General features: G+C 72.5%; 17 protein-coding genes and 1 pseudogene. 11 read left to right on the top strand and 7 right to left on the bottom strand.

Annotated elements, in window-relative coordinates; all coding sequences use genetic code 11:
* The first annotated feature begins 67 nt into the window (after positions 1–67).
* Positions 68–754, top strand: coding sequence for a hypothetical protein (locus tag OG514_RS24650; RefSeq protein ID WP_266898305.1), 687 nt, complete (start codon positions 68–70; stop codon positions 752–754).
* Here OG514_RS24650 and OG514_RS24645 read toward each other — a convergent pair.
* The 3 genes and pseudogenes from OG514_RS24645 to OG514_RS24635 all read right to left on the bottom strand — a co-directional run.
* Positions 692–865 (bottom strand): annotated as a pseudogene (locus OG514_RS24645) (tyrosine-type recombinase/integrase); the annotation flags it as partial. The gene OG514_RS24650 and the pseudogene OG514_RS24645 sit on opposite strands and share 63 nt — an antisense overlap.
* Positions 866–902: 37 nt before the next feature.
* A complete protein-coding gene (locus tag OG514_RS24640; protein ID WP_266898303.1) occupies positions 903–2291 on the bottom strand; it encodes an FAD-binding oxidoreductase in 1389 nt (462 codons plus the stop codon).
* A gap of 198 nt (positions 2292–2489) precedes the next feature.
* Positions 2490–3197: a TetR/AcrR family transcriptional regulator gene (locus OG514_RS24635; RefSeq protein ID WP_266898301.1), complete on the bottom strand. Its 708-nt coding sequence runs from the start codon at positions 3195–3197 to the stop codon at positions 2490–2492.
* Positions 3198–3359: 162 nt separating this feature from the next.
* Between OG514_RS24635 and OG514_RS24630 the strand changes: the two genes are divergently transcribed.
* Positions 3360–4994: an amidohydrolase gene (locus OG514_RS24630; protein WP_266898299.1), complete on the top strand. Its 1635-nt coding sequence runs from the start codon at positions 3360–3362 to the stop codon at positions 4992–4994.
* On the opposite strand, the gene OG514_RS24625 is transcribed toward OG514_RS24630, so the two are convergent.
* Positions 4961–6091 (bottom strand): LacI family DNA-binding transcriptional regulator, encoded by a 1131-nt coding sequence (locus tag OG514_RS24625; protein ID WP_266898297.1) that lies wholly within the window; start codon positions 6089–6091, stop codon positions 4961–4963. The two genes, OG514_RS24630 and OG514_RS24625, sit on opposite strands and share 34 nt — an antisense overlap.
* A 141-nt stretch (positions 6092–6232) precedes the next feature.
* On the opposite strand from OG514_RS24625, the gene OG514_RS24620 reads away from it, so the two are divergent.
* Genes OG514_RS24620 through OG514_RS24600 form a run of 5 tightly spaced genes read left to right on the top strand, consistent with a single transcriptional unit; the run spans position 6233 to position 11466 of the window.
* On the top strand, positions 6233–7870 hold the full coding sequence (locus OG514_RS24620; protein ID WP_266898295.1) for an ABC transporter substrate-binding protein: 1638 nt from the start codon (positions 6233–6235) through the stop codon (positions 7868–7870).
* Positions 7867–8820 (top strand): ABC transporter permease, encoded by a 954-nt coding sequence (locus OG514_RS24615; protein ID WP_266898293.1) that lies wholly within the window; start codon positions 7867–7869, stop codon positions 8818–8820. The genes OG514_RS24620 and OG514_RS24615 overlap by 4 nt, the downstream gene beginning before the upstream one ends.
* Positions 8817–9686 (top strand): ABC transporter permease, encoded by an 870-nt coding sequence (locus tag OG514_RS24610; RefSeq protein WP_266898291.1) that lies wholly within the window; start codon positions 8817–8819, stop codon positions 9684–9686. Before OG514_RS24615 ends, OG514_RS24610 begins: the two co-directional genes overlap by 4 nt.
* 5 nt (positions 9687–9691) lie before the next feature.
* Positions 9692–10675: an ABC transporter ATP-binding protein gene (locus OG514_RS24605; protein WP_266898289.1), complete on the top strand. Its 984-nt coding sequence runs from the start codon at positions 9692–9694 to the stop codon at positions 10673–10675.
* Positions 10672–11466 carry an ABC transporter ATP-binding protein gene (locus OG514_RS24600; RefSeq protein WP_266898287.1) on the top strand — a complete coding sequence of 265 codons (795 nt, stop codon included), beginning with the start codon at positions 10672–10674 and terminating at the stop codon, positions 11464–11466. Before OG514_RS24605 ends, OG514_RS24600 begins: the two co-directional genes overlap by 4 nt.
* Positions 11467–11572: 106 nt before the next feature.
* On the opposite strand, the gene OG514_RS24595 is transcribed toward OG514_RS24600, so the two are convergent.
* A complete protein-coding gene (locus tag OG514_RS24595; protein ID WP_266898285.1) occupies positions 11573–11986 on the bottom strand; it encodes a MarR family winged helix-turn-helix transcriptional regulator in 414 nt (137 codons plus the stop codon).
* 167 nt (positions 11987–12153) lie between these two features.
* Between OG514_RS24595 and OG514_RS24590 the strand changes: the two genes are divergently transcribed.
* From OG514_RS24590 to OG514_RS24575, 4 genes are all read left to right on the top strand, one after another.
* Positions 12154–13065, top strand: a complete 912-nt coding sequence (locus OG514_RS24590; RefSeq protein WP_266898283.1) for an SDR family NAD(P)-dependent oxidoreductase — start codon at positions 12154–12156, stop codon at positions 13063–13065.
* A gap of 1 nt (position 13066) precedes the next feature.
* Positions 13067–13954, top strand: a complete 888-nt coding sequence (locus tag OG514_RS24585) for an amidohydrolase family protein (protein WP_266898281.1) — start codon at positions 13067–13069, stop codon at positions 13952–13954.
* Between the two features lie 11 nt (positions 13955–13965).
* The gene (locus OG514_RS24580; protein ID WP_266898279.1) at positions 13966–15513 is read left to right on the top strand and encodes a long-chain fatty acid--CoA ligase; all 1548 of its coding nucleotides are present in this window, start codon (positions 13966–13968) and stop codon (positions 15511–15513) included.
* A 65-nt stretch (positions 15514–15578) separates the two neighbouring features.
* Entirely contained in the window at positions 15579–16037 is a 459-nt protein-coding gene (locus OG514_RS24575) for a MaoC family dehydratase (RefSeq protein WP_266898277.1), read from the top strand.
* Between the two features lie 59 nt (positions 16038–16096).
* On the opposite strand, the gene OG514_RS24570 is transcribed toward OG514_RS24575, so the two are convergent.
* Both OG514_RS24570 and OG514_RS24565 read right to left on the bottom strand, forming a co-directional pair.
* A complete protein-coding gene (locus tag OG514_RS24570) occupies positions 16097–17110 on the bottom strand; it encodes an aldo/keto reductase (protein WP_266900947.1) in 1014 nt (337 codons plus the stop codon).
* Between the two features lie 41 nt (positions 17111–17151).
* The gene (locus OG514_RS24565; protein WP_266898275.1) at positions 17152–18126 is read right to left on the bottom strand and encodes a Gfo/Idh/MocA family oxidoreductase; all 975 of its coding nucleotides are present in this window, start codon (positions 18124–18126) and stop codon (positions 17152–17154) included.

The following is an 18126-nucleotide window of genomic DNA, read 5'->3' as shown; positions in this document are numbered from 1 at the left end:
GAGACACGACCGCTCACTCGAACCGACGTGCCGGCCCGCAGGTCAAGCCTCGCTGTTGCCTCTGGCCATGAGTCGTGGGGAAGGCGAGGCCACGCTGGTCTTGGAGGCCCGCGAGATGCCGGCCGCCGGACGGGCCGAGGAGGAGGTCTTCGCCGAACTGGCCGCGCGCACTGGTGAGTGGGATGCCTGCGTGTTGGCCCTGGGAGTGCCCCGGACAGACGCCGAAGTCCGGATCCACGAGGTTCTGCCCCTCTTCGGCGAGTTCGAGGTGGGAGAGGAAGACCTCGTCGCCATGCTTCTCGCCTGTGGGCACGCGTTCGTCGTGGACCGGATACTGGACGGTCGCGGTGAGCAGATCCGCGACCTGTCGTGGACCGCGGCCTGCGCCCGCGGAGGCTTTCCCGGCGGCATGATCCCGTGGTTTCGAACCGGGGAGCTCGCGAAGATCTTCCGGCTCTTCACGAAGACCCAGTTCCGGGATGGGCAGGGCTCACCTCCCGAGTTCTGGGTGGCCATGGTTACGGCCGGGGAACTGCTGGCGACCGAGGACAACCCTGACCAGGCAGAGCTGACAGCGGGACTGGAACATTCCCGTACGCGGGCGACGGCCATCGCACGGGATCTCACATACGGCCGTGGACGGGACAAGGCCCCCAGGTACGTACTCGGGCAGCGCGTCGATGGCCGCGCGTCACTTGCCGCCGGCCTCCGGCATGAAGTGGGCGTAGTGGTCGAGGGTGATCGTCGGACTTGAGTGACCGAGCCACCGCGCGAGCGTGACGATGGACTCGCCCGCTTCGAGGAGGACCGAGGCGTAGGTGTGCCGGAGCACGTGGTAGCCGTCCTTTCGGGAGGCCTTCCACCGAACGGACCGGGCGCTCGGCCCGAACGGCGAGGCGTAGTCAGCTGCCGAAGCCGAGACCGAGGCGGTCGAGGGTCCGCAGCCACAGGTCGCGGCGGCCCTCGTTGCGGTCGGCGCGGGCGAGGGAGCGCTGAGTGATGCCGATGCCGAGGGAACGGATGGGGTCGGGCGGGAAGGGCAGCGGCTTGCGGCGTACTAGGTCGAGGGCGGTGCGTTCGGTGTACTCGCCGGCCAGCAGGTCCAGCATCACTTCGGCGCCGAAGCGGGTGGCGCCGACTCCGAGGCCGGTGAAGCCGGCGGCGTAGGCGACCTTGCCGTGGTGGCTGGTATCGAAGAAGACGCAGAAGCGGGTGCTGGTGTCGATGGCGCCGCCCCACGCGTGGCTGAAGCGGATGCCCTCCAGCTGCGGGAAGGTGTGGAAGAACTGCCGTGCGAGCGTCGCGTACGTCTCGGGGCGCCGGTCGTGCTCGGCGCTGACGCGGCGCTGGTGCACCACGTCGTAACCGCCCCAGAGGATGCGGTTGTCGGCGGAGATCCGCACGTAGTGGAAGGAGTTGGCGGGGTCCGCCCAGCCCTGCCGGTTGTGCCAGCCGACCGCGGCGAGCTGTCGCTCGTCGAGCGGTTCGGTCATGAGCGCGTAGTCGTACACGGGGACGGTGTAGAGGCGGTGGCGGCGGACCAAGGAGGGGTACGCGTTGGTGGCGAGCGCGACCCGGCCGGCGGTGACGCGGCCGTAGGGGGTGCGGACGGAGACGACGGCCCCGTGCTCGTCGAGGGAGAGCGCCGGGGTGTGCTCGTGGATGCGGACGCCGAGGTCGAGGCAGGCGCGCTTGAGGCCCCAGGCGAGCCGGGCCGGGTTGACCATGGCGGTGTCGCCCTTGTTCCAGACGGCGCCGAGGAAGGTCGGGGAGTCGATCTCGGCGCGGACCGCGTCGGCGTCGAGGAGGGTGGTGGTGGCGCCGTACCGGGCGGCAGTCTCCGCCTCCTCGGCGAGCCAGCCGACCTGGTGGGTTTCGGTGGCGACGACGAGGGAGCCGGTGCGTTCCCAGTCGCAGTCGATGGAGTGGCGGGCGAGGGTGTCCTCCATGGCCTGGAGGTTCTCGCGGCCGAGGCGTTCGAGGACGCCGATCTCGTCGGGCCAGCGGGCGAGCCCGTTGGCGAGCCCGTGGGTGAGGCTCGACTCGCAGAAGCCGCCGTTGCGGCCGGAGGCGGCGCCGCCGGCCTCGTCGGCCTCGATGAGGACGACGTCGGCGGAGGGGTCGCGCTCCTTGGCGACGAGGGCGGTCCACAGTCCGGTGTATCCGCCGCCGACGACCAGCAGGTCACAGGTGGTGCCGCCGACGAGGGCGGGGGTGGGCCCGGGACGGCGTGGGTCGTCGAGCCAGAACGGGGTCGGATCGGCGTCCCGGAGCGAGAGCAGGGGGTCCATGGTGGCTTCCTTCGGGTGGCGGAGGAGCCCGCGCGAGGGAGCCCTTCCGAGGTGCCGTCATGAGAACCGGCCGGAGACTATAAGGTCAATAGTGTTGACATAAGCCTCGCCGGGTTCCCTCGCGCCGCGCGCCGCGCGCCGGCCGCCGGGTCCCTGGAGCCGCTCGCCGCCCGCCGCTCGCCGGGTCCCTGACGCTCCTTACCGTCCCGCGTCCGGGTGCAGCGCGGCCGCACCCGTGAGGGTCAGTTCCAGGGCGAAGGGGTAGCCGCTGTCGCGCATGTCGGCGGCCAGCAGGGGGAACGTCGCCGCGATGTTCGGGTGGGTGCCGGCGGGAAGAGGGCCGTACGCGGCGTGCCAGACCTCGGCGTCGGCCGCCGCGGCCAGCGGAGGCAGGGCCGCCGCGGCGGCGTCCTGGGCGGCGAAGGCGAGCGCCTGGTCGACGAAGGCGTGGTAGATCCGCACCGCCAGGGCGTCGGGGAAGCCGCCGCCGCGGAGGATGCCGAGGATCGTCTCGACGGCCCGGGTCTCGTGCGGACGGCCCGTGGTGCGGTGGGCGGCGAGCAGCGCGGCCTGGGGCTGGGCGAGGTACGCGGCGTGGATGCGCAGGCCCATCGCGCGGAGGTCGGCGCGCCAGTCGCCGGTGGCCGTCCAGCCCTCCTGGGCGCGGCCGATGACCTCGTCGGCGAGGGCGAGGAGCAGGGCGTCGGTGTTGCGGAAGTAGCGGTAGAGGGCCGTGGGGTCGGCACCGAGCGCGGTCCCGAGTCTGCGTACCGAGAGTGCTTTCGCGCCGTGCTGTTCGACGAGCCGCAGGGCGGTCTCGATGATCAGGCGCTCGGAGAGGACGGAGCCCTCTCGGGTGGGGCGGCGGCGCTGTCGGTCGCCTTCGGGGACCACGCGTTCGGACATGGCCGGAACCTTACGTCAACACCATTGACGTGTAAACGGCTGTCGGGCTTCGATGGCGTCCGTCGTCCGTGACCCGCCACCCGTGGCCCACCACCCGTGTCCCGTCACCCGTGACTCGTCACTCGTAGCCGCCCGGCGCACACTCAGCAGGGGAGCCACCGTATGCCTCACGCCGATCTGGTCTTCACCGGAGGGCCTGTCCTCACCATGGATCCGGCCCGTACCCGGGCGACGTCGCTCGCGGTCACGGGGGCGCGGATCGCCGCCGTCGGCCATGACGAGGTGCGGGAGCTGATCGGGCCCCGCACGGAGGTGGTGGACCTCGCGGGCAGGCTGCTGCTGCCCGGCTTCCAGGACGCCCACATCCACGCGGTGGGCGGGGGCGCCGAGCTGGCCGAGTGCGATCTGACCGAGGTCGTCGACGTCGACGTGTGCCTGGAGCGGATCCGGGCGTACGCGGAGGCACACCCCGAGCGGGAGTGGGTCACCGGCGGCGGCTGGTCGATGGAGAGCTTCGCAGGCGGGCTGCCGACCCGTCAGCTGCTGGACTCCGTGGTGCCGGACCGGCCGGTGCTGCTCGCGAACCGGGACCACCACGGGGCCTGGGCCAACACCCGGGCCCTCGAACTCGCGGGTCTCACCGCCGCCACTCCCGATCCGGCCGACGGCCGGATGGAGCGGGAGGCGGACGGCTTCCCCAGCGGGATGCTGCAGGAGGGCGCGACGGCACTCGTCGCGCGGCTCGTGCCGCCCAGGACTCCGGAGGACCGGCTCGCGGGTCTGCTGCGGGCGCAGAAGCTGCTGCACTCGCTCGGCATCACCGGCTGGCAGGACGCGCTGCTCGGCGACTTCAACGGCATGGCGGACCCCTCGACCGCCTACCTGGCGGCGGCGCGGGACGGTTCACTGACCGCCCGGGTGAACGGCGCGCTGTGGTGGGACCGTGAGCGTGGTGCCGAGCAGATCCCCGAACTGGTGCGACGCCGGAAGGAACTGGCCCACGGACGGTTCCGGGCCGGGTCCGTGAAGATCATGCAGGACGGCATCGCGGAGAACTTCACGGCCGCGCTGACGACTCCGTACCTGGACGGCTGCGGCTGCGCCACCGCGAACAGCGGTCTCAGCTTCGTCGACCCGGACGCCCTGCGCGGTTACGTGACGGAGCTCGACGCCCTCGACTTCCAGGTCCACTTCCACGCGCTCGGCGACCGGGCCGTACGGGAGGCGCTCGACGCGGTCGAGGCGGCCGTGGCCGTCAACGGGCGGCGTGGCAACCGGCACCACCTGGCCCACCTCCAGGTCGTCCACCCCGACGACCTGCCCCGGTTCGCGGCGCTCGGCGCCCTCGCGAACATCCAGCCGCTGTGGGCGGCGCACGAACCGCAGATGGACACGCTGACCATTCCGTTCCTGGGTCCGGAGCGCGCCGCCTGGCAGTACCCCTTCGGAGGTCTGCTGCGGGCGGGCGCCACTCTGGTGGCGGGCAGCGACTGGCCCGTCTCCAGCCCGGACCCGCTCGCGGGCATCCACGTCGCCGTGAACCGCCGGGATCCGGAGGCCGCCGACGACCGGGTGTTCCTGCCGGAACAGCGCCTCGACCTCCTTTCGGCCATCGCCGCCTACACCGCCGGTTCCGCGCACGTGAACGGGTTCGACGACGCCGGCAGCCTCCTTCCCGGCCACCTGGCCGACCTCGTGGTCCTCGACCGGGACATCCTGGCCGCGCCCCCGGAGGAGATCGCCGAGGCGCGGGTGGAGCGGACCTACGTGGGCGGCGAGCTCGTGCACGGCGACTGAGGAGGCCTCGGGTCCGGCTGAGGAGGCCTTGGGCCCGGCTCCGGAAGCCGAGGCGGCCGTACCGAGGAGGCACGGACGTCGAGGCGGACCGGCACGAGCATCCCGCCGGTCTCCCGCCGCCCGTGCTCCAGTACGGCCACGAGCAGTTCGATCCCGGCCTCGGCGACCGCGTCGGGACGCAGGCTGAGCGTCGTCACCGGCGGTTCGGTGTGCACGGCGGTCTCGTCCTCGCTGACACAGGCGACGAGGAGGTCGCCGGGCACGTCGTAGCCGTGCCGGCGGGCCGCGTCCAGGACGAGCGGCGGGCTGGCCTCGGCGACCACGAACAAGGCGTCGGGGCGCTCGGGACCGGCCGTCAGGGCGGTCTCGACGGCCCGGACGACCGGCCCGTTGCCGGGCTCGGCGGCCCGTACGGCCAGCTCCGGCAGTCCGTGCGCCGCGCACCAGTCGCGGTGGGCGGTGAACACCTCGCGGTGGAAGCGGGTGGTGCTGTCGGGGACGACCAGCGCGGGCCGCCGGGCTCCCTGGGCCAGGAAGTGGTCCAGGGTCCGGTGGACGGCGGCGGTCGCGTCGACGTCCACCCAGTGGGCTTCCGGCCGGCCCTCCACGGACCGGTCGCTGAAGACCGGGATGCGGGCGGCGATCAGGTCGTCGACGATCCGGTCGTCGGCGACGGGGTCGGCGACGACCACGGCGTCGAGGGGCAGCGCGGACCACTCGCTCTGCAGCGATCCGGCGGGCAGCAGCACCAGCGCGTAGCCGCGTCCGAGCGCGCTGGCGGCGGTGGCCCCGGTGAGCCGGGCGAAGTACGGCGACTCCAGGAAGGTCCAGGGGGCGTCGGCCAGCTCGCCGACCACGTATCCGATCAGCCGGGCCCGTCCCGCGCGCAGCTGGCGCGCGGTGGCGTTGGGCCGGTAGCCCATCCTGCGGGCTGTCTCACGGGCCCTCTCCCGCACCTCGGGGGAGAGCCGGCCGGTGTCGTTGAGCGCCGCCGAGACGGTGGTCTTGGACAGTCCCGCCTCGCGGGCGACGTCGACGAGACGGACGCGCGGGGTGGGCGGCGAGGGCTGCCCGCCGGGCTCTGGAGCTTCGGTCATGGGACCGATGCTGCCATCCTCCCGAGCTCTGCAAAACCGTTCCCGCAAACCTGGCCGAAGTCTTGTGCGGGAACGTTCCCGCATCAATACTCGCTCCATCCCCCCGTGCCCGTCACAACACCCGTAAAGGGGTGGGTCTGCATGCGCATGCCCGGAATCATCGTCTTCGCCTGTACCGCCGCGCTCGCGGCCTCCCTCACCGCCTGCTCCGGAGCCACCCGGCCCCAGACCGGCACCACCGGCGGCGCCGGCTTCGACGTCACCCCGACCTCCCCGCCCGCCCGGGGCAACCTGGACTCCTTCACCTGGTCGCTGTACGCCGAGCCGTACACCCTCGACTACGCACTCGCGTACGACTACCCGCCGAACACCGTGCTCGCCAACGTCTGCGAGCAGCTGCTGCGGGTCACCCCCGACCTGAAGCTCGAGCCCGGCCTCGCCGTCAAGTGGGCCCGGCCCGACCCACGCACCCTCGTCTACACCCTGCGGCCCGGCGTGACGTTCCACGACGGCACCACGATGACCGCGGACGACGTCGTCGCCTCCCTCAAGCGCCAGATGGACCCGGCCACCGCTTCCCCCTGGGGGTCCGCCTTCAAGAACGTCGACTCGGTCGAGAAGACCGGTCCGCTGGAGGTGACGATCCGCCTCGGCAAGGCCGACGTCCTCTTCCACGAGCTCCTGGCCGCCTCTCCCGGAACCGTCGTGAGCGCCGCGTCCCTCGCCAAGGCGGGCAAGGACTACGGCACCCCCAAGGGCGCCCTGAACTGCACCGGCCCCTTCTCCCTTGAGAAGTGGGCCCAGGGCGACAGCATCACGCTCCGCAGGAACGCCGCGTACTGGGACAAGAAGCTCGTCCCGAAGTCCGCCTCCGTGAAGTTCACCTTCATCGAGGACGCCTCCGCACGCTCCAACGCCTTCCTGTCCGGCACCGCCGACGGCGGCTACATGGTTCCGTCCTCCTCCCTCGCCCAGCTGCAGAGCGGCGGGAAGGGCAAGGTCCTCTTCGGCCCCAACACCGCGGCCGCGAACCTCGCCGTCCTCGACTTCCACGGCCCGCTCGGCAACCTGAAGGTCCGCAAGGCCCTGTCCATGGCCCTCGACCGGAAGAACATCATCAAGGCCGCCGCCGGGGGCGTCGGCGTCCCCGCCAAGGCCCCCGCCGCACGCGGCGCCTGGGCGCTCGCCCCGGAGAAGACCGCCGCCCTGTACGACACGCTGCCCGAGCCGGTGTACGACATCGAGGGTGCGAAGAAGCTGGTCCAGGAGGCCGGCGCCGGTGGCCGCACCATCACCCTCGTGACCAGTTCCCTCGCGCCCGAGATCAGCGTGGTCGCCAACGCGGTGCAGGCGGCCGGCCGGCAGATCGGCCTCGACGTCAAGCTGAAGCCCGTCTCGCCCGACGCGTACAGCAGCATCTTCGTCGACCCGGCGGCCCGCGAGGGGATGGACCTGGTCATCACCAACGGCTACGACAACACCCCGGACCCGCTGGAGTTCTACCAGTACCTGCGCACCGGCGACTTCGGGAACTACGGCAGGTGGTCCGACGCCGAGTTCGACGTCGCCTTCGACCGGGCCAACTCCGAGCCGGAGCCCGGCAAGCGCGCCGAGCTGACCGCGAAGCTCCAGGAGATCGCCCTGCGCGAGCTGCCGATCATCCCCGTGTACGAGGCGCCGTACTCGGTCTTCCTCGGCAAGCGGATCACCGGCGCGCCCACCGGCATCGCCCAGCTCTACTACCCGTGGGCCGCGACGATCGGGGCCGCGCAGTCATGACCCGCTTCCTCATCGGGCGGCTCCTGGGCCTGACGGTCGTGCTGTTCGTGACCTCGGTCGTGGTCTTCGGCGCGATCCACCTGGCTCCCGGCGACCCCGTGACCTTCCTGCTGCACGGCCGCCCCGCCACCCCCGAGGCCGTGGCCGCCCTGCGCACCGAGTACCACCTGAACGACCCCCTCGTGGTCCAGTACGGCAAGTGGCTCGCCGGTGTCCTCGGCGGCGACCTCGGGCGTTCCGCCCAGTACCACCAGGACGTCACCTCCCTCCTCGGCTCCCGACTGCCCGGCACGGCACTCCTCGTCGGCTACGCGGCCGTGCTCGTCGCCGCCCTCGGCGTGAGCGCCGGCATCCTCGCGGCGCTGCGCCCCGGCTTCCTCGACCGGACGGTGCTCATCGGCACGGGCGTGGCCACCGCCACCCCGTCCTTCGTCACCGCGATCGTGCTCGTGTCGCTCTTCTCGGTCCAGCTCGGCTGGTTCCCGGGCCCGGGCGGCGGCGCCGCGGAGGGCCTCGGCGCCCGGCTCCACCAGCTCACCCTCCCGGCCTTCGCCCTCGCCCTGACCTTCGCGGGCCTGCTGGCCCGGGTCACCCGCTCCGCGATGCTCGACGAACTCGGCCGCGAGCACGTCGAGGTGGCCCGGGCCCGGGGCGTCGCCGGCCGCACGGTGGTCCGCCGGCACGTGTTGCGCAACGCGCTCGGCCCGGTCGTCACCGTCGGCGGCACCATGCTCGCCGGACTGCTCATCAGCACCTCCATCGTGGAGACCGCCTTCGACGTGCCCGGGCTCGGCTCGCTGCTCGTGCAGTCGGTCACGGCCCAGGACTTCGCCGTGGTCCAGGCGGTCACCCTGCTCAGCGTGGCGGCCTTCGTCCTCGTCAACCTCGCCGTCGACCTGCTCGCCCCGCTCATCGACCCCCGTCTCTCCCCCGGGGAAGGCCCCTCATGACGACCACCCTCACCACGGTGCCGTACCGCAGGCCGGGCCTGCGCGGACTGCGCCTCTTCGGCCAGGGCCCCTTGTTCGCGGTCTCGGTCGCGGTGCTCGCCCTCCTCGTCCTCGTCGCCGTGCTCGCACCCGTCCTCGCCCCGTACGACCCCGAGGCGCTCGACCTCTCCGCGAGCCTCGTCGGCACCTCGGGCGACCACCTCCTGGGCACCGACCAGTCGGGGCGGGACATCCTGTCCCGGCTGCTGCACGGCGCCCGCACCGGTCTGCTCGGACCGCTGCTCGTGGTCGGCGTCTCCACCCTGCTCGGCATGCTGCTCGGTGTGGTGGCGGCCTGGCGGGGCGGCTGGGCGGACGCGGTCCTGTCCCGCTCGATGGACCTCGTCTTCGCGATCCCGGGCCTCATGCTCGCGATCCTGCTCGTCGCCGTCGTCGGCCCCGGCATGACCGCACCCGTCATCGCCATGTCCGTCGCCTACACCCCGTACGTGGGCCGGCTGGTACGCGGCATCGCCCGGCAGGAGAAGGAACGCCCGTACATCGAGGCGTACGTGGTGCAGGGCTGGTCCGGCTGGACGGTCTGCGTCCGCCACCTGCTGCCGAACATCGCGCCGACCGTCTTCGCCCAGTCCGCGATGAACTTCGGGTACGCGCTCATGGACCTGGCGGCCCTGTCCTTCCTCGGCTTCGGCGTCCAGCCGCCGACCGCCGACTGGGGCGCCATGATCAACGAGGGCCAGGGGGCCGTCCTCCAGGGCGCGATGCTCCCGGCGCTCGCGCCGTCCGCGTGCATCGTGCTCGCGGTCGTGGCCTTCGGAATCGTCGGCGAGGGGCTCGCCGACCGGATCGCGCGGCGGGAGAAGTGAACGCCATGAACACGACGTCGACCACGCCCGTCCTGGAGATCGACGGGCTCGGCATACGCCTCCCGGACGACCGGGCCGCCCGGCCCGTCCTGGACGGGGTGAGCCTGACGGTACGGCCCGGGGAGACCGTCGGCCTCGTCGGCGAGTCGGGCTCCGGCAAGTCCGTCGCCTGCCGCAGCGTCCTCGGACTGCTGCCCCCGGGCTCCCGTACCAGCGGACAGGTCCGGGTCTCCGGACGGGACGTGCTGACCATGCCCCCGAAGGAACTGGCCACCCTGCGGGCCCGCGAGGTCGCCATGGTCTTCCAGGACCCGCGCGCCTCCGTCAATCCGCTGCGCAGGGTCGGCGACTTCCTCACCGAGGGGCTGCGCGCCTCCGGCACCCCCGCCGACCGGGCCGCCGCGCGCGCCGAGGAACTCCTCGACGCCGTCGGCATCCGCGATCCGCGCGGCGCCCTGCGCCGCTACCCGCACCAGTTCTCCGGCGGCATGCTCCAGCGGGTCGTCATCGCCGCCGCGCTGGCCGCCGAGCCGGCCCTGCTGCTCGCCGACGAACCGACCACCGCGCTCGACGTCACCACCCAGGCCGAGGTGATCGCGATCCTGGCCCGGCTGCGGGCCGAGCGCGGCACCGGGATGCTCTTCGTCACCCACGACCTGGAGCTGGCCTCGGCGATCTGTGACCGGGTGTACGTGATGTACGCGGGCCGGATCGTCGAGACCCGGTCCACCGACGAGCTGTTCGACCGCCCCCGCCACCCGTACACGGCGGGGCTCCTCGCCTGCACCCCGCGCATCGAGGCGGGCGCGCCCGCGCCCCGGCCCATCCCGGGCCGGCCGGTCTCGCTCGCCGAAGCCCCGGCCGGCTGCTCCTTCGCCGCCCGCTGCCCATACGCGGTGGCGCGCTGCACGCAGGAGCGGCCCGAACTGGCACCGCACGGCGAGGGACTGGCCGCGTGCCTCCGCGCCGAGGAAGGAATCACACTGTGACGCACGCTGTGACGAAGGGCCTGGTGGTCGAGGGGCTGCGCAAGCGGTACGGCGGGCACACCGCGGTCGACGGGGTGTCGTTCGCCCTGCCGCCGGGCGGTTCGCTCGCGATCGTCGGCGAGTCCGGTAGCGGCAAGACGACGACGGTCCGGATGCTCGTGGGCCTGGAGCGCGCGGACGGCGGCACGGTACGCCTCGACGGCCGGGACCGCTCGGCCCGCGCCCGGGGCCGCGCCGAGCGGCTCGCCAGGGCCCGGGAGATCCAGATGGTCTTCCAGGACCCCTACCTGTCCCTCGACCCGCGGGTGACGGTGAGCGGCTGCCTGGACGAGGTGCTGCGTCTGCACACCGGTCTGGACGCGGCCGCGCGCACGGCGCGGGTCGGCGAACTCCTCGACCAGGTCGGGCTCGGGGCCCGCGAGTCGGGGGCTCTGCCGCGCGGGCTGTCCGGGGGGCAGCGCCAGCGCGTGGCGATCGCGCGGGCCCTCGCGGTGGAGCCCCGGGTGCTGGTCCTGGACGAGGCGGTCGCCGCGCTCGACGTGTCGATCCAGGCCCAGATCCTCGACCTGCTGCGCGAGATCCGGCGTGCGGCGGGGATCGGCTATCTGTTCGTGACCCATGACCTGGCGGTCGTCCGGCATGTCGCGGACGAGGTGCTCGTCCTCAAGTCGGGCACGGTGGTGGAGTCGGGCCCGGTGGACCGGGTGCTGGGCATGCCGGAACACCCGTACACCCGGCTGTTGCTTAACTCGGTGCCGAGGCGCGGCCGCGTGCTCGGCGGGGCCGGCTGAGCGCCGGACGGGGCGGGGCGCGGGGCCCGGCGCGGTGGCCGAAGTCCGGGCGCCGGTGACAGGCCCGGCGGGGTGGCCGGGCGCCGGACCGGCGGGCGGGGCGCGGTCAGCTGAGGGACCGCCAGGTGCGGTGCAGGGCCTGCCGGAAGGCGTCGACCTCCACGGGGGTGAGGTCGGCGACCATGCGTTCTTCGAGCGCGCGGGCGGGTCCCGCGTACTCGTCGAGGAGTCCCCTGCCCGCGTCGGTCAGCAGGATGAGGCGCTCCCGGCGGTTGTCCGGGTTCGGCTCGCGGCGGATCAGGCCGCGGCCCTCCAGGGTGCGGACCATGTCGGCCATGGTCTGCGCGGTGACGAACGAGTCACGGGCGAGCTGGGCGGCCGAGATGCCGTCGTGTCGCCCCAGGACGGTGAGGGCGGTGTACTGCAGGGCGGTGATGCCCGCGGGTCTGACCAGCTCGTCGAGGCGGGCGCGTACCGCCAGCTCCGTCCGCTTGACCAGGTAGAGCAGCGAGGTGGTCACGTTCTTCCTCCTGTGGATGTCGACCGGGGAACGGCGGGTACAGCCTAGGACATTGACAGGAATCCTGTTGATTGACGAGACTGTCATTCATCAGGATTCCTGTCGATCGAGCCCGGCCGCGCGCCCCGCTCTCGGCAGCCCGCCCACGCTCACACGAAGGACCCGCCATGGACCTCCACGGGAAAGTCGCCGTCGTCACCGGCAGCGGACGCGGCCTCGGCCTCGCCTACGCCCGGGCACTCGCCGCCGCCGGTGCCGCCGTCGTCGCCAACGACGTCGACCAGGACACCGTCGACGCCGCCGTCGCCGCCATCCGGTCCGAGGGAGGCACGGCGGCCGGCGCCGTCGCGGCCGTCGGGGACAGCGCGGCCGCCCAGGAACTCGTCGACACCGCCGTCCGGGAGTTCGGCCGCCTGGACGTCCTCGTCACCAACGCCGGCATCCTCCGCGACCGCGTGCTGTGGAAGATGACCGACGACGACTTCGACGACGTCGTCCGCGTCCACCTCCGCGGCACCTTCACCTGCGCCCGCGCGGCCGCGGTCCGCATGCGCGAACAGGGCACCGGAGGCCGGCTCGTCCTCATCTCCTCCCCCGCCGGGCAGCGCGGCAACTTCGGCCAGACCAACTACGCCGCCGCCAAGGCGGGCATCGTCGCCATGGCCCGCACCTGGGCCATGGAGCTGGGCCGCGCCGGCATCACCGTCAACGCCGTCGTCCCCGTCGCCGCCACCGAGATGACCCGGACCATCCCGGCCTTCGCCCCGCTCATCGAGGAGTCCGAGCGCACCGGCGAGCCGCTCCCCGACTGGCTGCGCAAGGAGGAAGGCCTCGGCACCGTCGAGGACGTCGCCGCGCTGATCACCTTCCTGGCCTCGGACGACTCCGACGGAGTCACCGGCCAGGCGATCGGCATCGGCGGCGACCGGCTGGCCCTGTGGGCACACCCCCAGGAGAAGGCGGTCGCCTTCGCCGAGGGCGGCTGGAGCGCCGACGCCATCGCCGCCGAGTGGCCGGCCGGCGTCGGAGCCGAGCCCGAGACCTACGGCATCCCCGCGCCCCAGGCCCCGGAGGCGTGACATGGCCGGCCTCGCGCTCGACCTCGACCGGCTCACCGCCATCGACATGCACACCCACGCCGAGGTCTCCAAGGACGGCCACGGGTCCCTGAGCCCGGAGCTGTTCGGAGCCTCCGAGACGTACTTCAAGGCCCACGGCCACCGGCAGCCGACCATCGAGGAGATGGCCGACCACTACCGCGAACGCCACATGGCGGCCGTGGTCTTCACTGTCGACGCCGAACACGCCACCGGCCACCCGCGGATCTCCAACGAGGAGATCGCCGAGAGCTGCGCCGCCCACGCCGACGCGCTGATCCCCTTCGCCGGCATCGACCCGCACAAGGGCCGCGCGGGTGTGCGGGAGGCACGGCGCCTCGTGGAGGAGTACGGCGTCCGCGGCTTCAAGTTCCACCCCAGCATCCAGGCGTTCTCCCCGAACGACCCGCTCGCCTACCCGCTGTACGAGGCCATCGAGGAACTCGGCGTACCCGCGCTGTTCCACACCGGCCAGACCGGCATCGGCGCCGGCGTGCCAGGCGGCGGAGGCATCCGGCTGAAGTACTCGAACCCGATGCTGGTCGACGACGTGGCCGTCGACTTCCCCGAGCTGCGGATCATCCTGGCCCATCCGTCCTTCCCCTGGCAGGACGAGGCCCTGGCGGTGGCCACCCACAAGCCGCACGTGTACATCGACCTGTCCGGCTGGTCGCCGAAGTACTTCCCGCCGCAACTCGTCCGCTATGCCAACACCCTCCTCAAGGACAAGGTCCTCTTCGGCTCCGACTACCCCGTCATCACTCCCGACCGATGGCTCGCGGACTTCGAGAAGCTCGACATCAGGCCCGAGGTCCGGCCGAAGATCCTCAAGGAGAACGCCGCCCGTCTGCTCGGCCTCCTCACCGACTGAAGGAACCGCTCGTGTTGAACCAAGGCATCGGATCCTGGCCGGCACGCCGGGCCCGCAAGACGCCCGACCGGATCGCCGTCGTCCAGGAAGGCCGCGGATGGACGTACCGCGAGCTGCACGAGCGAGTCCTGCGCCTCGCCCACGCCCTGCGGGCGTCAGGCGTGGCACGGGGAGACCGGATCGCCTATCTGGGCCCCAACCACCCGGCGTTCCTGGAGACCCTCTTCGCCGCCGGGGCGCTGGGCGCGGTCTTCGTCCCGCTCAACACCCGGCTGGCCGCCCCGGAACTGGCGTACAACCTGGCCGACTCGGGCAGCACCGTCCTCGTCCACGCTCCCGAGCAGGCCGAGGTGGCCCGGGCCACGGCGGCCGACGCGGGGGTACGCCACCGGATCGCGGTCGCGGGACCCGACGAGGACGGAGCCCTCGGCTACGAGGAGCTGCTCGCGGGCGCCGGGACCGGACCCCTGGACGAGGCCGTGGCGCCCGAGGACCCGTGCATGATCATGTACACCTCCGGGACCACGGGCCGCCCCAAGGGCGCCGTCCTCTCCCACGCCAACATCACCTGGAACAGCGTCAACGTCCTCGTCGACACCGACCTTGCCGGCGACGAGGTGACCCTCGTCGTGGCCCCGCTGTTCCACACCGCCGGGCTCAACATGACGTGCCTGCCCACCCTGCTCAAGGGCGGCCGGGTGGTCCTCCTCGGAACCTTCGACGCCGAGCGCGTCCTCGAAGTGATCGAGGACCTGCGCGTGACCTACATGTTCGGCGTCCCCACCATGTACGACGCCATGGCCGCCCGGCCCCGCTGGGAGACCACGGACCTGTCCAGCCTGCGCACCCTCAACTGCGGCGGCGCACCCGTGCCCGCCCGCACCATCGCCGCATACCTCGACCGCGGCCTGGCCTTCAGCCAGGGCTACGGCATGACCGAGGCATCCCCCGGGGTCCTCTTCCTGGACCGGGAGCAGACCTCGGCCAAGGCGGGCTCCGCCGGGGTGCCGCACTTCTTCACCGGCACGCGCGTGGTGCTGCCGGACGGCGGCGAGGCCGGTCCCGGACAGCGCGGGGAGATCCTGGTCCAGGGCCCCCACGTCATGACCGGCTACTGGGGGCGGCCCGAGGACACCGAGGCCGCCTTCGTCGACGGTCGCTGGCTGCGCACCGGTGACATCGCCCGGACGGACGGCGACGGGTACGCCTACATCGTCGACCGGGTCAAGGACATGTTCGTCTCGGGCGGGGAGAACGTCTACCCGGCCGAAGTGGAGGACGTGCTCCTCACCCACCCCGCCGTCGCCGAATGCGCGGTCATCGGCGTGCCCGACCCCGTCTGGGGCGAGGTCGGCCGGGCCGTCGTCGTCCTCAGGCCCGACGCGCACGCCGGTGAGGACGACATCCTCGGCCACCTGCGGGGCCGGCTCGCCAAGTACAAGATCCCCAGGTCCGTCGTCCTGACGGCGGACCTGCCTCGCACGGCCTCCGGGAAGATCGTCAAACCCGCCGTGCGCGAGGCGTACGCGAACGGTCCCAGCGACCGTCCGCACGCCTGAGAGACATACGACACCCCCTCCGCGGGCGGCGTCCCCCGCCGCCCGCGCCATCGGAAGGATCCGTCATGCCCACCACCGTCCACGGCCTCGACGAACTCAAGGCCCTCAGCGGAGCCGACCTCGGCCGAACCGGCTGGCTCGACATCACCCAGCAGCGGGTGAACACCTTCGCCGACGCCACCGACGACCACCAGTGGATCCACACGGACCCGGAGAAGGCCAAGGACGGGCCCTTCGGCGGCCCGATCGCCCACGGCTACCTGACCCTCTCCCTCATCATTCCGCTCTTCGGCGAGCTGCTGGAGATCACCGGCACCAGGATGAGCGTCAACTACGGCCTGGAGAAGGTCCGTTTCCCCGCGCCCGTACCGGTCGGATCGAAGATTCGCCTCCACGGCGCCGTCGGCACCGTGGACGAGGTCAAGGGCAACGGTGTGCAGATGGCACTGACGTTCACCATCGAGGTCGACGGCAGCGACAAGCCGGCCTGCGTCGCCGAGGCCGTCTACCGCCACTACGCCTGAGCGGCCCCATGCCGGGGGGCGGTACCGACCACAAGGTCGGTACCGCCCCCCGGCATTGCTCACCCCGCCCGGCCGCAGCGCTCGGTGTCGATCTCGGCGAGCGTGACGTCGTTGTAGCGAGCCCCGTGGACCGTCGCCGCGTTCAGTACCCGCTCCGCCGCTTCGAGAGCCTCGGCGGGTACGTCGAGGTCGAGGGTGGACACGTTCTCCCGCAGGTGGCCCACCGACCGGGTGCCGGGGATCGCGATGACGTGGGAACCCCGGGAGACGACCCAGGCCAGGGCCAGTTGCGCGAGAGTGAGGCCGACGTCGTCGGCGATCTTCTCCAGCTCGTGCCGCAGCGCCAGGTTGGCGGGGTAGTGGCTGGTGTCGAAGCGGGGCATGCCCCGGCGGATGTCACCGGCGGGAAGAAAGCCGAGATCCGGGGGCGCCGAGGTGAGGAAGCCGCGTGCCAGCGGGCTGAAGGCCACCAGGGCGACGCCGAGTTCGCGTGCCGCCGCCAGGGTTCCCCGCTCGGGGTTGCGTGACCAGAGGCTGTACTCGTTCTGCAGCGCGGCGATCGGGTGCACGGCGTGGGCCCGGCGCAAGGTCCGGGCGGACACCTCGGACAGGCCGAGCGCGCGTACCTTCCCGGCCGCGACGAGCTCGGCCATCGCCCCGACGCTCTCCTCCACCGGGACCCTCCGATCGAGGCGATGGAGGTAGTAGAGATCGAGGACGTCGGTGCGCAGCCGGGCGAGAGCCTCGTCGGCGGTCCGCCGGATGGTCTCGGGCCGGCCGTCGATGACGCGACGGCCGTCGACCCCGGTCATCCCGCACTTGCTGGCCAGCACGATCCGGTCCCGGTGGCCGGCCAGCACGCGGCCGACCAGCTCCTCATTGGCTCCGAAGCCGTAGAGGGCGGCCGTGTCGAAGAGCGTGACGCCCTCCTCCACGGCCGTCAGCAGCAGCCGCTCGGCGGCCTCCGGTGTCGGCGGGACACCGTACGCGTGGCTCAGGTTCATACAGCCCAGGCCGACGGCCGGGACCTCGAACGGCCCGATCCGGCGCGGGGCACACGCCCCGCGCCCGATCGGGCCCGTACCCCTGCTCGGGTCCCCGTCGGGCACCGCTGTCACGAGCCCGTGACAGCGCTCAGCTGCTCCTCCAGGGCCGCCAGCGTCCGGTAGCAGGCCAGCACCTGGGCGATGGAGGAGTTCGGCTCGCGGCCCTCGCGGATCGCGGCGACGAACTCGCGGTCCTGGAGCTCGATGCCGTCCATCGACACGTCGACCCCGCTCACGTCGATCGGCTCGTCCTTGCCGGTGAACAGGTCGTCGTACCGGGCGAGGTAGGTGCCGGTGTCGCCGATGTAGCGGAAGAACGTGCCCAGCGGCCCCTCGTTGTTGAACGACAGCGACAGGGTGCAGATGGCGCCGTTCTCCGCCCGCAACTGGATCGACATGTCCATCGCGATGCCAAGCTCGGGGTGGATCGGGCCCTGCACGGCGTTGGCCTGCACGATCGGCGAACCGGTCTGGTACGCGAACAGGTCGACGGTGTGCGCGGCGTGGTGCCACAGCAGGTGGTCGGTCCAGGAGCGCGGCTGCCCGAGCGCGTTGAGGTTCTTCCGGCGGAAGAAGTACGTCTGCACGTCCATCTGCTGGATGCCGAACTCGCCGGCCTCGATCCGCTGCCGCACCCACTGATGGCTGGGGTTGAAGCGGCGGGTGTGGCCCACCATCGCGACGAGCCCGGTGCGCTGCTGCGCCGCCAGACACGCCTCGGCGTCCCCCAGCGAGTCGGCGAGCGGGATCTCGACCTGGACGTGCTTGCCCGCTTCGAGGCAGGCCAGCGTCTGCGAGGCGTGCATCTGCGTGGGGGTGGCGAGGATGACGGCGTCGACGTCGTCCATCGCCAGCACCTCGTCGAGGGAGGCGACGGCGTGGCCCACACTCTGCTCGGCGGCGAACTCCTGGGCACGTGCGAGGGTACTGCTCACCACGGCGGTCACCTCGACGCCGTCGATCCGCTTCAGCGCGGCCGCGTGCTTGGCGCCGAAGGCGCCGCCGCCCACCAGGGCGACCCGTACGGTCCGGTCGTCAGTCAT

The organism is Streptomyces sp. NBC_00572 (assembly GCF_026341815.1).
In the GTDB taxonomy this organism is placed as follows: Bacteria; Actinomycetota; Actinomycetes; order Streptomycetales; family Streptomycetaceae; genus Streptomyces.
Note: the sequence above shows the minus strand (reverse complement) of the source record. Positions and strands in the feature narration are given on the sequence as shown.

Bases quoted from the DNA above. Each gene is read 5' to 3' on its own strand.
- OG514_RS24590 (WP_266898283.1), top strand. From the start codon at position 12,154: ATGGACCTCCACGGGAAAGTCGCCGTCGTCACCGGCAGCGGACGCGGC.
- OG514_RS24610 (WP_266898291.1), top strand. From the start codon at position 8,817: ATGACGACCACCCTCACCACGGTGCCGTACCGCAGGCCGGGCCTGCGC.
- OG514_RS24620 (WP_266898295.1), top strand. From the start codon at position 6,233: ATGCGCATGCCCGGAATCATCGTCTTCGCCTGTACCGCCGCGCTCGCG.
- OG514_RS24615 (WP_266898293.1), top strand. From the start codon at position 7,867: ATGACCCGCTTCCTCATCGGGCGGCTCCTGGGCCTGACGGTCGTGCTG.
- OG514_RS24635 (WP_266898301.1), bottom strand. From the start codon at position 3,197: ATGTCCGAACGCGTGGTCCCCGAAGGCGACCGACAGCGCCGCCGCCCC.
- OG514_RS24640 (WP_266898303.1), bottom strand. From the start codon at position 2,291: ATGGACCCCCTGCTCTCGCTCCGGGACGCCGATCCGACCCCGTTCTGG.
- OG514_RS24625 (WP_266898297.1), bottom strand. From the start codon at position 6,091: ATGACCGAAGCTCCAGAGCCCGGCGGGCAGCCCTCGCCGCCCACCCCG.
- OG514_RS24565 (WP_266898275.1), bottom strand. From the start codon at position 18,126: ATGACTGACGACCGGACCGTACGGGTCGCCCTGGTGGGCGGCGGCGCC.
- OG514_RS24630 (WP_266898299.1), top strand. From the start codon at position 3,360: ATGCCTCACGCCGATCTGGTCTTCACCGGAGGGCCTGTCCTCACCATG.
- OG514_RS24605 (WP_266898289.1), top strand. From the start codon at position 9,692: ATGAACACGACGTCGACCACGCCCGTCCTGGAGATCGACGGGCTCGGC.
- OG514_RS24575 (WP_266898277.1), top strand. From the start codon at position 15,579: ATGCCCACCACCGTCCACGGCCTCGACGAACTCAAGGCCCTCAGCGGA.
- OG514_RS24650 (WP_266898305.1), top strand. From the start codon at position 68: ATGAGTCGTGGGGAAGGCGAGGCCACGCTGGTCTTGGAGGCCCGCGAG.
- OG514_RS24585 (WP_266898281.1), top strand. From the start codon at position 13,067: ATGGCCGGCCTCGCGCTCGACCTCGACCGGCTCACCGCCATCGACATG.